At 43.7% G+C, this 15,225-nt stretch carries 17 protein-coding genes; all 17 read right to left on the bottom strand.

Going from position 1 to position 15,225, the window contains the following annotated elements:
- Positions 1 to 3 precede the first annotated feature (3 nt).
- Entirely contained in the window at positions 4 to 837 is an 834-nt protein-coding gene (locus ACLB09_RS03875) for a MetQ/NlpA family ABC transporter substrate-binding protein (RefSeq protein ID WP_410768427.1), read from the bottom strand.
- A gap of 11 nt (positions 838 to 848) precedes the next feature.
- Positions 849 to 1,868 carry a uroporphyrinogen decarboxylase family protein gene (locus ACLB09_RS03870; protein WP_410768426.1) on the bottom strand — a complete coding sequence of 340 codons (1,020 nt, stop codon included), beginning with the start codon at positions 1,866 to 1,868 and terminating at the stop codon, positions 849 to 851.
- Between the two features lie 33 nt (positions 1,869 to 1,901).
- Entirely contained in the window at positions 1,902 to 2,561 is a 660-nt protein-coding gene (locus tag ACLB09_RS03865; protein ID WP_410768424.1) for a methionine ABC transporter permease, read from the bottom strand.
- The gene (locus ACLB09_RS03860; protein ID WP_410768423.1) at positions 2,536 to 3,579 is read right to left on the bottom strand and encodes a methionine ABC transporter ATP-binding protein; all 1,044 of its coding nucleotides are present in this window, start codon (positions 3,577 to 3,579) and stop codon (positions 2,536 to 2,538) included. The genes ACLB09_RS03865 and ACLB09_RS03860 overlap by 26 nt, the downstream gene beginning before the upstream one ends.
- A 34-nt stretch (positions 3,580 to 3,613) precedes the next feature.
- The gene (locus ACLB09_RS03855; RefSeq protein ID WP_410768995.1) at positions 3,614 to 4,765 is read right to left on the bottom strand and encodes an amidohydrolase; all 1,152 of its coding nucleotides are present in this window, start codon (positions 4,763 to 4,765) and stop codon (positions 3,614 to 3,616) included.
- Positions 4,766 to 4,795: 30 nt separating this feature from the next.
- Complete coding sequence (locus ACLB09_RS03850) at positions 4,796 to 5,464, bottom strand: GntR family transcriptional regulator (RefSeq protein ID WP_410768422.1); 669 nt, start codon at positions 5,462 to 5,464, stop codon at positions 4,796 to 4,798.
- An 853-nt stretch (positions 5,465 to 6,317) separates the two neighbouring features.
- Positions 6,318 to 6,944 carry a type 1 glutamine amidotransferase family protein gene (locus tag ACLB09_RS03845; RefSeq protein ID WP_410768421.1) on the bottom strand — a complete coding sequence of 209 codons (627 nt, stop codon included), beginning with the start codon at positions 6,942 to 6,944 and terminating at the stop codon, positions 6,318 to 6,320.
- A gap of 110 nt (positions 6,945 to 7,054) precedes the next feature.
- On the bottom strand, positions 7,055 to 7,348 hold the full coding sequence (locus tag ACLB09_RS03840; RefSeq protein ID WP_410768419.1) for a hypothetical protein: 294 nt from the start codon (positions 7,346 to 7,348) through the stop codon (positions 7,055 to 7,057).
- Positions 7,345 to 7,497, bottom strand: coding sequence for a helix-turn-helix transcriptional regulator (locus tag ACLB09_RS03835; protein ID WP_410768418.1), 153 nt, complete (start codon positions 7,495 to 7,497; stop codon positions 7,345 to 7,347). The genes ACLB09_RS03840 and ACLB09_RS03835 overlap by 4 nt, the downstream gene beginning before the upstream one ends.
- A gap of 669 nt (positions 7,498 to 8,166) precedes the next feature.
- Positions 8,167 to 8,778, bottom strand: coding sequence for a DUF6273 domain-containing protein (locus ACLB09_RS03830; RefSeq protein ID WP_410768417.1), 612 nt, complete (start codon positions 8,776 to 8,778; stop codon positions 8,167 to 8,169).
- A 7-nt stretch (positions 8,779 to 8,785) separates the two neighbouring features.
- On the bottom strand, positions 8,786 to 9,757 hold the full coding sequence (locus ACLB09_RS03825) for a MerR family transcriptional regulator (RefSeq protein ID WP_410768994.1): 972 nt from the start codon (positions 9,755 to 9,757) through the stop codon (positions 8,786 to 8,788).
- A gap of 132 nt (positions 9,758 to 9,889) precedes the next feature.
- Positions 9,890 to 10,495, bottom strand: a complete 606-nt coding sequence (locus tag ACLB09_RS03820; protein ID WP_410768416.1) for a CPBP family intramembrane glutamic endopeptidase — start codon at positions 10,493 to 10,495, stop codon at positions 9,890 to 9,892.
- Positions 10,496 to 10,627: 132 nt separating this feature from the next.
- A complete protein-coding gene (locus ACLB09_RS03815) occupies positions 10,628 to 11,992 on the bottom strand; it encodes a sensor histidine kinase (protein WP_410768415.1) in 1,365 nt (454 codons plus the stop codon).
- Positions 11,993 to 12,763, bottom strand: a complete 771-nt coding sequence (locus tag ACLB09_RS03810) for a LytR/AlgR family response regulator transcription factor (RefSeq protein ID WP_410768414.1) — start codon at positions 12,761 to 12,763, stop codon at positions 11,993 to 11,995.
- A gap of 105 nt (positions 12,764 to 12,868) precedes the next feature.
- Positions 12,869 to 13,978 (bottom strand): hypothetical protein, encoded by a 1,110-nt coding sequence (locus ACLB09_RS03805; RefSeq protein WP_410768413.1) that lies wholly within the window; start codon positions 13,976 to 13,978, stop codon positions 12,869 to 12,871.
- A gap of 19 nt (positions 13,979 to 13,997) precedes the next feature.
- Positions 13,998 to 14,450 carry an anti-sigma factor gene (locus ACLB09_RS03800; protein ID WP_410768412.1) on the bottom strand — a complete coding sequence of 151 codons (453 nt, stop codon included), beginning with the start codon at positions 14,448 to 14,450 and terminating at the stop codon, positions 13,998 to 14,000.
- Entirely contained in the window at positions 14,447 to 14,968 is a 522-nt protein-coding gene (locus ACLB09_RS03795) for an RNA polymerase sigma factor (RefSeq protein ID WP_410768411.1), read from the bottom strand. The genes ACLB09_RS03800 and ACLB09_RS03795 overlap by 4 nt, the downstream gene beginning before the upstream one ends.
- Between the last annotated feature and the right edge of the window lie 257 nt (positions 14,969 to 15,225).

Here is a 15,225-nt window from a genome sequence, read left to right as displayed (position 1 = left end):
TTATTAGTTGTTCTCCCATGCTTCCGGCAGAATGAAACCGTCATACTTCTCTAGACCAAGGATGTATTCTTCAAACTCTTTGGATTCGTACGCAGCCTTCAAGTCTTTGGCCCACTGGGAATTTTCATCCTTTTTGTTAACCGATACAATGATTCTGTGCTGCATTGGCGTATTTTCAATCTTCAACGCGTCCGTAATTTTTCTGTCCGGTGAATTCGCAATGTAATTACCGTTTACGACACCATAATCAACATCCTGAAGGGATACGAGAATTTGTGCCGGGTCCAAAATTTTAATATCGATGTTATACTTATCCGGTTCCATACTGTTAATGTTGAAATCCGCTACACCTGCTCCTTCTTTGATTTTGATCCAGCCCAATTCTTCCAGAATACGAAGTGCACGCTCCTGGTTCACCGGATCGTTGGGAACAGCCACCGTCGTACCGTCTTTGACATCGTCAAGAGTAGTATGCTTTACGGAATAAAGACCTTGCGGGGCACCTGGCACATAAGCGATTCCTGTCATATCTGCATTAATTTCTTCATTAATGGCTTCCATATAGGCCGTGCTTTGGAATATACTGGCGTCAATGGAGCCTTCCTTCATCGCCGGATTGACCTGCATGTTTTGCGAGAAGGTTTTAATATCAACGGTATAGCCTTGTTTCTCGAGAATCGGCAGAATCGATTGACGGAATTGTTCCTCATAGGTACCGACACCAAATCCTACCGTGATTATTTTCTTGTCTCCAGCATTATCGGCTTGCTTATTGCCACAAGCCGTCAATACCGCCAAAACCCCTATCAACACCACTAACATGAACTTCTTTTTCATACTCTCATCTCCTATTCAAATATGGATCTCTTTAATTGTTCCAACGCCTCATCGGTTACACTCAACGGGATAGCGCAATTTGGCGAGAGAATAAATGGTTGGTCTTTCATTAAGGTCAAAGCTTCTTTAGCTTGCTTGCGAATTTGTTCAATGTCGTTTACGGCAAACAAGCCATGATCAATCCCGCCTACTTTAGTAGCTTTGAGATTTGCTTCCAAACCCGGATTTCCTTCGGCTATAGTATCCCAGCTGATCCCGTCAATGCGGTAATCATTAAATTTCTCAGGTTGTGCATAGGCTCCACAGGTGTGCAGGATGTTTTTGCCATAGCTAGCAGCCTCCAAAACAATAGAATCATAGGGTCTTGACAGCTCATCAAACATCGCTTCATCAAATAATCCCGGATGTGCCGTACCGGTCACCGCATAGAACAAACCATCCGAACCCGCTCGCTGCAACTCTTGCACATAATCGGCTAAGGTTAATGAAATCACATGCAACGCATGGTGTGCTGCCGCTCTATGCTCTTTAAACAACGATTCCAAAGTAACGGGATGCTCAATGCCAAACACGGTTTTCGTTACATAAGCTGAACGCCCTACGATAAACAGCAACACCGTTAAAGGCGAAAATACCGTTTGGATTAGCGGCGTGTCCGGTAACCCTTGACGGATTTTTCTGACGGCCTCCAAATGCTCCAGTAAAGATCCTGTCTGGGTAGCCTTTTTCACTTCAAGATCCCACAGATTGTCGGCTACTGGAATTGCAGTCGTTTTCTGTCTGGGAAATACGGTTTGATAATCCGTAAAGTCATACTGATTTCCCCAGGCTTCAGCCAAGTAGGTAGCTCTTGGATTAATTTTGACCCAATCCCAGTCATATTTCTTGGTAAAAGAAATCGTCGTAGCTGACAAATCTTCCGCATTTTGTTCCTTGTCGATAAAATGACGCCATCCGCTGACAATATGACGATCCGCCCTTTCTCCGGATAATATGGCATTGAACCGATCTTGCTTGCTCCATTCACTCATCTGTCGATCCTCCTTGTTTCTGCAATATCTAATCTAATAACGGCGAATTTTTCTCGCCAGCATGTTGCCTAAAGATTGAATGCCTTGTACCAAAATGATGAGAATAATCACGGTGGCCACCACGACTACGGTGTCAAAGCGTTGGTATCCATAAACTATAGCCAAGTCTCCAACTCCCCCGCCGCCTACGGTTCCGGCCATTGCGGTTGCACCGATCAACCCGATCGTTGCAGTGGTCAAGGACAGGATTAAGGATCCCACCGCTTCCGGCAACAAAAAGTACCATATGACTTGTAATGGAGTTGCCCCCATCGCTTCAGCGGCTTCAAGAATTCCCGGGTTCACTTCCAGCAGGGAGTTCTCTACCAAACGAGCTATATAGGGAGCGATATAGATAATCAGCGGTACGATTGCTGCGCTTGTCCCGATCGAAGTTTGAACAATTAACCTTGTAAACGGAATAATCGCAACCAGCAAAATAATAAAGGGCAGAGAGCGAACGATGTTAATAATCGGATTTAGTATGGCGTAAAGTGCTCTGTTCTCCAGAACCCCACCTGAACGAGTGATTACAAGTAATATTCCTAAAGGGATTCCTAGAAGGGAACCAACAAAAAGGGATACCCCTACCATTTGAATGGTTTCTATGATTGCCTTCAGAAATTGGTCACTTGTTATTGTGGTCGAAAACATCTGACTCTACCTCCTCTACACTGACTCCATGGTTTTTCAAGTAACGCAAGGCATTGTCAACCTGAGCCTGATCGCCATGAATTTGAATGATGGCTGTCCCCAGTGTCGTATCTTGAATCTCTGTCATATTCGCGAATAAAATATTGACTTTTATTTCAAAGGAACGAATCAGCTCATACAGAATGGGCTCCGATGCACTTTCCCCCACAAAATTGAGTTTATAAAGCAGACTGCCACGTTCTGTTTTTATTGATTTTTGAACGCTGGACGTCATGCTATTTTGAATAACCGTCTTCACAAAATTTTGCGTGGTCTCATGTTTGGGGTGACCGAATACATCCAGGACGCTTCCTTGTTCTATGATCCGTCCTTCTTCCATCACAGCCACCTTGTTACAAATCTCTTGAATGACGGACATTTCATGCGTAATGATCATCACGGTAATGTTATATTCCGCGTTGATTCTCTTCAAAAGTTGTAAAATCGATTGCGTTGTCTGTGGATCCAAGGCTGAAGTCGCTTCGTCACAGAGGAGGATAGATGGATTCGAGGCAAGCGCTCTGGCGATTCCGACCCGCTGCTTCTGTCCGCCCGATAATTCGCTGGGGTAACTTCCGGCTTTATCGCTTAATCCAACAAACTCCAGCAGTTCCAGTACCCGCTCGCGGATTTCTTGTTTATTCTTTTTTAGAAGAACGAGAGGGATCGCAACATTATCGAATACTTTTTTGGATTCCAACAGGTTAAAATGTTGAAAAATCATGCCTATATTTTTCTTGGCCGCTCGCAGCTCTTTATCGTTATAGGTTCCTAAATCCCGACCATCTACAAAGACCTGTCCTTCCGTAGGTCTCTCCAAGTAATTGACTAAACGAATCAATGTGCTTTTCCCCGCACCGCTATAGCCGATAACCCCGAATATATCGCCTTTTTCAACCTTTAAATTGATCCCCTTTAGAGCATCAATATGGACCCCTTTTCGAGTGAACGTTTTGTAAACATTCTTTAATTCGATCATGTTCATTCCCCTCAATCATATCGTGGATTTAGGATTAAGCTTTCTCTTGCAGCTTCGCAAGCGCTTGTTCTGCCAAGGTAGCGAAATATTTAGCGGTAGGTAGTATAGCTGCCTCATCCACGTCGAAACGAGGGTGATGCAAAGCATAGGCCGGTCCGGTTCCGATATTTACAAACGCCCCCGGGATCTGCTGTAAATAGAATGAGAAATCCTCTCCGCCCATTTGGAGCGGGATATCATGCACATCATATCCGGCTTCAACGGCGACCTCTTTGGCAAAATCAGCCCATTCCCCGTGATTTATAGTTGCTGGCGGACCCGGATACCAATGCAACTGAGCCTCAGCCCCGGCTCCTGCGGCAATCCCTTCGATGATTCGCGTCATTTGCATCGGAATTTGAAGGCGAATTTCTTCATTGTAAGTTCGAACCGTACCTTCCAATTCGACTTTTTCCGGCAATACATTCCAAGTGAAACCCCCGTTAATTCTGGTAACACTTAACACAACCGGCTCGATCGTATTATTTTGGCGGCTTACGATGGTTTGCAGCATTGTAATGATTTGAGCCGCGGTCACAATGGCATCCACCCCTTTTTCCGGAGTGGCGGCATGAGCGCCAACGCCTTTTACAGTAATTTCAAAACGGTCAACACCTGCCGTTAAAGCCCCCGTTCTCGTTCCGAAAGCTCCCGTAGGCAGATCCGGTGAATTATGCAAACCGAATATGGCAGCAACATCGTTTAAACCTCCTGATGCCAAAACACTTTCCGCCCCGTGTCCCGTTTCTTCCGCAGGCTGGAACAATACTCTAACTCTTCCCGTCAATTCGCTTTCACGTTCTTTTAACAACAAGGCTGCACCCAAAATGGTAGCGGTGTGAAAGTCATGACCGCATGCATGCATTTTCCCTGGAATCTCCGATGCAAAGGGCAATTCCGTCTGTTCTTCTATCGGAAGCGCATCTATATCACAGCGAATAGCCACAATAGGCCCACTGCCTTGTCCGATCTCTGCGATCAGCCCGGTTTCCAAAGGGAGGTCAAGAATATGTATATTGGCATTTGTCAGCCATTCCCGCAGTTTCCCTGTAGTTTTAAACTCTTCATAGGCCAGCTCCGGTTCTCGATGCAGGTTTCTACGAACCTCTATCAATTGACTAGCTAAAGCTTGATCTACCTCATTCAGTGGATTCATAGGTGAGGTACTCCCCTTTCGTTAAGGATCGATACGGTCAATCCCTTTGATATGCTCAAGCGCTGTAGATAAACTGCTTAAAATATGATTTCGCATGGCTTGTTCCGCACCGTCTTCATTCTTGTCCGCTATCATTTGCAAAATATAATTATGCTCTTCATCCGCTTGCGTGTTCCAATCCCCATGCAGGGAGACATAGCGACAGTAGCGAAGCGAATGGCCTCTTAATTGATTCAGAACTTTCTCGAACGTTTTAAGCTCGCTTATTTCATATAAATAATCATGGAATTCAAAGCCATAGGATACGAAATCCTGTTTCTCGCCCAGTTGAAAGGAATGTTTGATTCGTTCCATCATCGTCGTTAAATTTTGAATGTCTTTGTCCGTAGCGTTCTTAGCCGCACTTCTTGCAATGTAGCCTTCGAGCATGCTGCGGATCAGAAATACCTCTTCAACCTCTTTGATCGTTATCGAGGCCACCCGCAACCTTCCATTGGGCTGACGAACGAGAAAATCCTCGTTCTCCAATCTCTGAATGGCCTCTCTTAGAGGAGTGCGGCTTACCCCGAGCAGCGCCGCCAAATTTTCTTCATTTACCGCTTGATTCGGCTCCAACTCGCTATCAATAATTTTTTGTTTTAATGCATAGTAGGTATTATCCTTTGACAACCTTCGGGATCTTATCGCCATACCTCTATTGCTCCTCATCGACAATTTGGGGATGCCTGAACAAATATTTGTATAATTGTATACAATTATTAATTTGAAATTTTAATAGATTGTAGATGTAACTATCTTGAAACTTGCCTCTGTTATTCAAGCTTTTTTCATACTATAAACCCATTATTCCAACTAGTCAAGTAGGTATTATAAGTGAATTAAAAACTATTCGACATATTTCGAGTCAAATATACTGTTCCAAGCGTGATGCCGGTGAAAAAGAAAAATATGCAAAAACAAGCTCCTATGATGAATCTGGGGAGCTTGTTTATCAATCAATATGTATATCGGCATGCCCCGATTTCCACGCCAACCTCAGGCCGAGCATGACAAACCATGCGGAGAACTGCTGGGAAACAAACACCATTACCGATCCAATCAGCCAAGGATAGGCCCCAACCAGTTCCAACAGACCTGCCGCAAATCCCAAAAGGCTATAGGCTTGCCAAGTATACTTTTTCTAATAACAAGACACAAAATGATGGTTGCCATGCCCAGTCCTATAGACCTTACTCAGTCAATATAACTCGTGCACCTGATTTCGCACCTTAACTCTCATCGTGCCGATAAACTTGCGAACTTAAAATTGCTCGGACGAACATCAACTTTGCCAATGGTCTTATAAAGCATTATCTTCTATTGCTGAATGGAATCCCCATCGAATCCCCCTGCGCACAATTAATTACTTGGGTTATAACAAATATAGCCGAACTCAAGAGAATTCGGGCAGTAAGGCTTTTTACAAATAGGTAAATGTGGCTTAAAATCAATTACTTCTCACCAACAACACACAGCACTCCACATGCCTTATATCCCTATACTGTCATTGGATTGAATTCATTAACTCGTAGAAATATTTAGGTTCATGAGTTTTATTAAGACGATACCAAGCTTCTAAAGTTTTTGGAGAAAATACATCTAGCGCTTTTAAAATATGAATAGAAAATTCTAATGGAGCTACTCCGGATGCGGTGATCAATTTCCCATCGGTGACAGCAGATTCCACTTTGTAATATTCTTCGCCAGTGTAAGAATGGCAAATCATTTTAAGGTAGGCCAAATCATTGCTTGTGTGCCAACGTGAATCTAACAATCCTGCTTGAGCAAGTCCTAAGGTAGCGCCGCAAATTGCTCCAACTACTATCCCTTCCTTTAAACACATCTCGGCAATTTTTAATATGGGCACGTGAATAGCTTCTGTCCATGTATTTCCACCAGGTAAAATCAGTGCATCTACGCTATTAATGCTGCACTCATCCACTTTAATGTCAGGCATTATTTTCAATCCGCCCATTGTAGTTACTGGAGTCTTTTCTATCCCAACGGTGACTATTTTTGCTGGAGCCAGCCCCTGTCTGAAGTGTCTTCCAGAGTTCAGTTCGGCGGTTAAATAACCTATTTCCCAATCGGACATGGTATCAAACACATAAAGATATACTGTATTATTCATTTCTAAGTGCTCCTCATAAAGTTTATTAGGTAACAGCAACCATTCATCTTTAATGAGTGGTTATCATTATAATAAAACAACTTCACTGACAACTACTGTCAGTGAAGTTGTTAAACTTGATAATAATAATCCATTAACTCTGAAGCAAACGCCACAAGTTTATTCTTTAGATTCTGTGGCTCTATAATTTGAATGGATTTCCCATAGGGAAGAATTATATACGGAACATGTGTATAGAGTGATTCTTCCTCAAGTAAAAAAATTGCTTGCGTTGATGTCCATTCCTGCAAATGATGCTCCAAAAACCAATGTATGCATAAATCATCCAACGCCTCTGCACTGCCACCAATAATTAAAGAAATTAATCCGGATTTACCTACTACATCTGGAAACAGATTTTTCATAAAAAAGTACGCGCTGAAAATCCGTTGGGACGCCTAAATGAGAATGGCGTGCGTGTGATGTTCAGAATTCGTTCTACCCGAAAACTGCGGATCTCATTCCGCAGGTGGCAAAATGCAATTGTGTACCACTTATTGTTCCAATTAACCACGCCTTAGGGGTCTATTACCCTATTTGGGGACTGCTCTTCATGACTGTTACGATAAGAAATTTCTACAGACCATTCATTTGCTACAGCGTGCTCCAATTTCTGCAATACCTGCTGAACAGCGGGGTATCCCTGCGGTTTATTACTTCAAATCTCGCTAAATGATGGCTTAGTATACTTTCCTGCTCCTGATTCGAATACATTTTAACTTGGATGTTACATTCCCTAATGCCTCACTCAAAGGATCACTCAAAGGATATCCGGCTTCTTTTGCAAATAGGGCAGCATGAAGCAGAGTCTTTTTTTCATCAATACTAAATAGCAGAGGAGATTTGATAAAATTGTACAGCAAGCTAGGCAATCCACATGTGTAGTGTCAGTAGAAGGGACCTCCAAAAGTCCTCGTTCTTATTTGTAACAAACAATCAACTCCACCAGATTTACTAGTTTTAATATCGGGTCTTACTAAATTGGGCTTCCCACTCCCTTTAAAATCCTTAATATCTTCATGAATGGGCGGTACAGGCGGCGAAAACAGCACCATTCGAGCATAAAAATAAAGACAAAGCCTTAATAGCCTTGTCCTATGGGGGAGCGTATCTAATCAGGTTAATCACGGCGTTGTGCCGCATTAGTCCTGCTTAGTGATTTGTTTATTAGGCATGATTCAATTTACAGCTTCAACCACAAAGCGGGACGGACGCCGCCTGTACATTTGCCATCACTGATGTTGCCTTTCAATATATTGTTGCCTTGGATCCCTATATTACCGTCAGTCCCAAAGATATACACGGCCTTTACATTAACGCGGCCGGGCGACCGGAGCCACCACCACCAAGCCCATTCTTTACCCTGAAGTCTTGCTATTCGCTTACTGTTGTTTTCATCTTTTCTTTCAAACCAATATCTTTGATTTTTTCCTCGGTTTTGCAGTTTTGAACTGCTATCACCGAAATATTTGCAGACTTCCTCAAGGCTTAATAAAAATATACTGTCTTGCGTATCTGCTCCGCCCTTTGAACCATACCACTGATTGTTTAGATTTTTATTTAACACCGGAATTATTCTTGATTGATCATCTGCGTTGAATTTGTCATAAAATTCACCATTAAGATATTTTCTTAACGCGCAGTCGGCCCATGTTATCTCTTTATAAGCATCATGGTAAGAGCGGTGTTCTATAATATTTTCGGTTATAATCAATGCTGTATCGTTTTGTTTGTCAAGCACAAGCCAATTATAACCGCCGAATGATAAGGATGAGCCGATTTTAATATCTTCCATCTTAACCTTATCCCTTCTCCTTAATCGGAAACAATAAATCAAGCTGTAAATCTTCCATTTTACCGCCTTTTTGTACATAATTATAAAAATTCAACGTTTCTTCAAATCCTTGTCCCGCAACCGTTTCCGGCGATGTCCAGCGTGGGGAATTCCAATCATTATCATATTTATCGCTTGCGTTAACCCATTCTTTTAACAAACGCCAGTCCTCGAAATCCCATGCCCTCAACACATGTGCGGCATATAACCCGCCGTCAAAGGTTCGTTTTACTAAAGGCGCGGATATCTCCATGTCGTCGGGAATGGAAACCCATGCCTCATATACATGCGAAGGTTCTCCGAGTACTGCTGCCCCCTTGGAGCAGTCAAAACCAAAACTCCGGGCGTCGGGTTTGATTTTTAGCAATCCGCTTTCGTTTACAAATTGCGTTATCATGTCACCCGCCTTACCTTCACAGCCTTCCCCCATTGCGTAAGCAGCAGCCACGGTCATGGGCGGAAGGTAAACAATCCGTACATCTTTGTCCGCCAGTTTGTTTAAATTTTCATTCGCCTTGTTTAATTCTTCCATTGACTTTTCCTCCTTGAAGTTGATTTTAGAGACAGTCAATGAATCCACAACCTCCAGTAAACTTGCGTCGTCAGGTAGCGCGAATTTCGCTCCTCTGAGATTTAGATATTCGACAAAGGCTTTGATGACGCTGCGAATGGTGGAGAGCGCGGTGATTTCGTCCTCAATATCCGCAAGGTTACGCTCAAAGGCTTCGATTGCAACGCGCGCTTCCGCGCTTTGCAGAACCTCGGCAATCTGCTTGAGCGGGATCCGCAGTTTACGCAGAACGATAATCTGACGCAGACGCGTGATGGTTTCGGCATCGTAGGCGCGGTAGGTGGAATCTTCCTTTTTCGCAGGAGTAATCAATCCGATTTGCTCGTAATACCTAAGCGTACGGGTTGAAATCGAAAAGTGTTTTGACACTTGACTGATGGTTTGCAGTTCGATGACTATCCCTCCTTCGGAGTATAAATATACAGGTTGACGCGACGTTAAAGTCAAGAGAATGAGCATATAAACAGTTTGCCTCAAACATGTCTGCATCAGTGTTCATTTTCACATCAGTTTATACATCATAACCACAGCAGAAATAAAATTCGTTACCCCATGCAGCATCCAACCTGGAAGGATGGAGCCGCCGGAGAGTTTCTCATTGATAACCCCGATACTCCAACCCACTGCGCCTGTTAGCAGCAACACAATCAATGAACGAAGCAACCCGGCGGAACCATATAGCATCACGGCATGAACCAATCCAAATAGGAAAGCTTGAATCACATTCCCCGTGCCAAATCCCAATTTTGCGCCCAATCGCTTACCGATAAATCCTCGGAACAAAATTTCCTCGGACAAGCTCGTTTGTACAAATGAATAAATCAAAGCTGGAATCAGGCCCGCATAACCAACGCCATAAAACTGGGAGCTTGCCAATGTTTGCGTGTCCAAAAACGAAGATGCGATCAACCCCGAACACGAGAAAATCACTACTGTACCCGCGAAAAATACAATAAACCGGTTACTCGATACATTTTGAGGCTTCTTCAAGCCGATCCACCGGATAAACGATATGATTTTCCTGCTTGTAAGCAGCCAATATACAAATGGAACAGCCGTAAATAAAATAACCTGAAAAATTGCACTTATTACCAAAGAAACGATCACGACAATAACCTCCTCCTAAAGAACAGCACCAATATAGCATGAAATTCCGGCTTCTTTAGGTAAGTGACCGTAACCCGTCAAGTTAACGGAGTACTTGGTTTGATAAGATTTTGGTCGTATTTCAGATAGCATTTAATTTGCTAAAGGGATTACCGCAATCATTTTGAATTGCTCGTTTTCGTATCTAAAGCTCACGTTTCCGTTAAGATTTTGAACTGCTGCTCGAATGCTTTCCATGCCAAGCCCTTTCTCTTCATGATTACGTTTACTGGACAAAAATGCGCCATACCCATCTTCTTTAACGGATACCGCAACATTTTTCACGGAAATCACCAATAATTGATCATGATAAACCATCTCCAGATCGATAGGATGCTTCCTGTCATCAAGCAGAGATAGTTTGTGGACCGCCTCTACGGCATTATCCAACGCATTTCCAAGGATGATCGCAATATCCACCTCTTTGCCTGTAAGCAACAAATCCTGCGGAATCCGAAAATGTGGTTTAATGGCTATCGAATTCTCTGTTGCTGTAGCGATCCTCTCATTACAAATAGCATCAATAGCTATATTCCCCGTGAAAATCAATTTATCCCGTACCGTATGCTTCAAGCCAACCTTTTCGATATATTGTTGAGCCGCTTGTACATCACCTTGATCCAGAAGCGAGTGAATCAGAGTAAGCACATGGTTCATATCATGCCGCAGCAAAGCAACCTTCTGATTATCTTTTAATTTATTGGTATACTCCGTGATTTGCTGTTGGAGCAGTCGGTTGTGCCATGTTGTCCTCATTCGCATAATCAGTTTGTGATAAAAATACATAACAGCTACATTAATGATGCAAATACTAAGCAAAATGACGACAAACCCAAGCGGTATGGTACTCTCTGCGGGATTTAATTCCTGAGGAAAAACATTATACTTGTTTATGTTCATGATCATGATAAGTAAAGAGCCGATTGGGACCAGCATTAACACGGCCCATTCCCGATCCGATAACGACATTTGGCTGTCCACTTGAAATAGCCGTAATAATAATAAACATAACATGACGCTGAGCAAAATAATCAGCACATAACCAATAGAAAGCCACATAAGGGCAATGCCATCTTTGGCAGCTTGGTTCAACGGCATAAATTGAAGTCCAAACCAACCTATCATCTCAATCACAGCCGTAAAAACATTATAAAAGCTGCTAAAAAACAACTTCTGCAGGAAAGTGCCGTGAAAATAATAGAGTGTAATTGCGTTATAAACGATCAGGTGAAAAATCAGCGTATAATCAGGGCTCAAGTTGGCTGCTGTGAGTGATTTCACAATATAGAAGACTATAAGACAACATACAAAAGAGGCTTTACTTCTTTTTATGATCAGGAATTTTCTTAAGAAGAAATAAAACGTAACTCCCTGCGGAACATAAACAAGCATGAGGAGAAATATACCGAGCAATAAGTAAAAAGTATTCATTGTAGTTGAAGATATGATGAGAGCCATTTACCTTAACAGCCTCTTCTCTATAAAAGCATGATAGGAAAGCAGAGCTTCTGCGTTTCTTGAACGGCTAATCGGAAGCGTTACTCGATTTTTTAGCACAATCTCCTCTTTGCTTATGGAACGAACATAGTTCCAATTCACAAGATAACCTGTATGTATACGGCAATATCCATATGGCCCCAGCTTCGCCTCCAGCTCCCCCAACTTTCCGTAGTAGCTATAACTATCCCGTTCTGTCACAAGCACCAGTTTTTTTCCGCGCTCGATCGTCACGTACATAATGTCTGTAACCCTTAAATGATAATACGTATGATTACTGGAAAATGAAATGACATTGCTCCGTTGCAGACATTGCTCGACTGCCTTAGCGGTGGATAACTTTAGTTCCCGCTCGTCAATAGGTTTAAGCAAATAGCGGAAAGGTTGAACCTCAAAGCTTCTTTTCATATAGCTAGTATGGCTAGTGACATAGATAATCAACACTGCGGCATCTTTAAGCCGGATTTCTTCGGCAACCTCAATACCATTAAATCCCGGCATTTCTATATCCAAATAAATAATGTCGTAGGCTGTACGGTCCATTGCCATCAGCAGGGATTGGCCGGACTCGAATATCTCAATGGAACCCGCCACGCCCTGAAAATCCAATAAATATTTCATAAGCAATTCTTCCAATTTGGAGGCTTGCTGCCTTTGATCATCACAAATGGCAATGTGCAAATTCATAGCTTTGTTCTCCATATCAATCAATGTAGATCCTAAATCTTTCATATAATACCACAAAACCAGCCCTTAAGGCTGGTTTGAGGATCACGCTTGTGGCTGCGCTTCAAGCTAATCTTGACTTTGCGCTCCATGGAATGCTCCACGGTAAATCTAAATTTCCTCGTCGTCCCACTTCAGTTCTTGTACGCGATTACGCCCCGATAACAGCTTGATTCCGCCCCCGATTAGAATAACCGCGACCAGGATCGGACGTAGGTACTCCCGGATCATGTATCTGAGCTGGAGGTAAGGGAACCATCTGTCCAGGGCAGGAACTATAAATTCCATACTTACGTAATAGACACCCAGCAGTACCAAAATGATTCCAAGCCAATGTTGACCGCTGCCGTTATTCTTGCTCTTGATCAGCGGGATATCCTCCATCGGAAGGATGCCGTACCTGCTTGTCTGCTGAAGTCCGTCAAAGAAACTGTAAAACCAGATGACAGGCACGATAAATAAGAAGAGTGATAATCTAAGCACATCGATGACATAAAAGCTCCCGAGAAACAGCACCATCATTTGCAGGCCGCGTTTTTGCATGCCCAAATACATTTGCCCGGCTCCCGGAAATGCCGAAAGCAGCGTGGCGAGCACCTTGCTGCGCCGTCCCTCGATGCGTCCCGATTCCCATTCATCCAATAGGGAGCGATCCTCTACGATTTCTCCGGCCTGCTTGCGGTGAATCAATTGGACGGCGTCAAACATGCAATACAGCCAAATGATCGGAAGTAGTGCCAGGAAGAGCAGGAACACGGTTTCGTGTGTAATGCCTGTGACGAAGAACATCATGGTAATCAAACCGAAGAACATGATCAGGAAGGATAATCCCCGTTGCATAAGCCCCATTTGGAAATGGCCCAGACCCGGAATAAAAGATAGCAGAATCGTAAAGAAACGCTCGGTTTCAGCGTCACCCCGTCTGCCGCCCCCCCGAGGATCATAAGGCGATCTTTCCTGAGCCGCAGGTTCGCGAAGCATAAGAATAAGCAAGTCAAGCATGGATATGGCCCACAGAATCAATTCCGCGATGATGACTGCCAGAAAAAATTCCCCTTCATTGGTAACCATGGCGATAAGAAATCCGCCGAGCAGCCCGCCGAAAAAGAAAATCGGATATAGAATCCCCCTCGCTTTGCGCCCCCAATAGAAATGTCCCAGCCCCGGAATAAAGTTCAATAAAAATGCAAGCATTCTGCTGCGGTAATATGTCAATTTCATTCATCCTTTCCATTAACGATTAAGGGTTGTCGGACGGTTTGATTTTCTCCATCCATTGCGTTGCCCGTTCCATGAGCCGTTCGCTAATCGGTCCTTCCCCAGCCTGATGCTGGACGGCCGCATTGGCTCCCGCCGACAGGAGGTCGAACACTCCTCCGCCAAGGAGCAGCAGCGTTATGGACGCTGCGATTACATAATGAAGCAAGGGATTATGCCAGCGCTTGCGGCGACTCTTGTCGACACGATTGCGGGCATGAGCCGGAAGCGTGGAAAGCACGCTGTCAGCGAAACGTTCTTCATCTAGCAACTTCGGAAGCTCATCCTGGGTCGCCATGAGTTCCTTGATATAAACCTGAAACATGGCATCGTCGTCTTGAAGCAATTGGTCAAGCCTCTCTGACCGTTCCGGGTTCAGATCGCCGCGGATGTATTTTCTCCACATTTCACCAGTTGTGTCGCCCGTATCTTTCATCTCCACTCCTCCTCCTTCCAATGCTCGCGAATCCAGGCTCTGGCCCGGTAAAGTTTTGATTCCACGGTTTTTACGCTCTGCTCCAGATCACTTGCAATTTGCTCATAGCTTTTGCCTTCCAGATAAAAAGCCGTAACCACATGCCGGTGTCCCGGCGGAAGCTGGGATATTTTTGTATGGAGCTCGCTTCTTCGTTCGTCATTCATCATTTCCTTAAGCAGATCGTCCTCCACGGCAGGCAGCTTTTCGGCCACATCGGCGGGATCCCACTGTTCCTCGCGCCGCCGGTCCCTGCGCCGTTTGAAATCAATCGCTTTGTTAATGGCAATCCTCGTTAACCACGACTTTACTCCTTGAGAACGGTACGTAGGGAGAGATTTATAAACTTGAAGGAAAGTTTCCTGCGCGGCATCTTCCGCCTCTTTCTCATCATGAAGAACGGAATAAGCGGCACGGAAAACGAAATTTCCGTATTGTTTAACGAATTCGCGAAAAGCGGCTCGGTCGCCCTGCTTCATTTTTTCGATTAAAGACTCCTCGCCAATGACTCTCCCCTCCTTCCAATAGAATAGACGATGCCGATAGGGCTTGCCCCTGCAAAAATCAAAATATATTTTTCAGCTCTAGTGCTGATAGATTTCTAATGTAATAATACCTAACACATAAATTAAACAAATCTAATCAATTTATACTTAAAAATCAAGTAACTTAATGATTTAATCAGCTTTACTGCATTTTAAGCGCTTCCTTGCCTATTTAATTAGTTTGTTAATAA

The organism is Fontibacillus forbon (genome assembly GCF_046559655.1).
Lineage (GTDB): Bacteria > Bacillota > Bacilli > Paenibacillales > Paenibacillaceae > Fontibacillus.
The sequence above is the reverse complement of the archived record's forward strand: the minus strand, read 5'-3'. Positions and strand labels throughout refer to the sequence as shown.

Coding starts and splice junctions, on each gene's coding strand:
- ACLB09_RS03865 (WP_410768424.1), bottom strand. CDS start 2,561: ATGTTTTCGACCACAATAACAAGTGACCAATTTCTGAAGGCAATCATA.
- ACLB09_RS03810 (WP_410768414.1), bottom strand. CDS start 12,763: ATGAAAGATTTAGGATCTACATTGATTGATATGGAGAACAAAGCTATG.
- ACLB09_RS03870 (WP_410768426.1), bottom strand. CDS start 1,868: ATGAGTGAATGGAGCAAGCAAGATCGGTTCAATGCCATATTATCCGGA.
- ACLB09_RS03830 (WP_410768417.1), bottom strand. CDS start 8,778: ATGGAAGATATTAAAATCGGCTCATCCTTATCATTCGGCGGTTATAAT.
- ACLB09_RS03850 (WP_410768422.1), bottom strand. CDS start 5,464: ATGGCGATAAGATCCCGAAGGTTGTCAAAGGATAATACCTACTATGCA.
- ACLB09_RS03795 (WP_410768411.1), bottom strand. CDS start 14,968: ATGAAGCAGGGCGACCGAGCCGCTTTTCGCGAATTCGTTAAACAATAC.
- ACLB09_RS03800 (WP_410768412.1), bottom strand. CDS start 14,450: ATGAAAGATACGGGCGACACAACTGGTGAAATGTGGAGAAAATACATC.
- ACLB09_RS03840 (WP_410768419.1), bottom strand. CDS start 7,348: ATGAAAAATCTGTTTCCAGATGTAGTAGGTAAATCCGGATTAATTTCT.
- ACLB09_RS03875 (WP_410768427.1), bottom strand. CDS start 837: ATGAAAAAGAAGTTCATGTTAGTGGTGTTGATAGGGGTTTTGGCGGTA.
- ACLB09_RS03805 (WP_410768413.1), bottom strand. CDS start 13,978: ATGAAATTGACATATTACCGCAGCAGAATGCTTGCATTTTTATTGAAC.
- ACLB09_RS03860 (WP_410768423.1), bottom strand. CDS start 3,579: ATGATCGAATTAAAGAATGTTTACAAAACGTTCACTCGAAAAGGGGTC.
- ACLB09_RS03845 (WP_410768421.1), bottom strand. CDS start 6,944: ATGAATAATACAGTATATCTTTATGTGTTTGATACCATGTCCGATTGG.
- ACLB09_RS03815 (WP_410768415.1), bottom strand. CDS start 11,992: ATGGCTCTCATCATATCTTCAACTACAATGAATACTTTTTACTTATTG.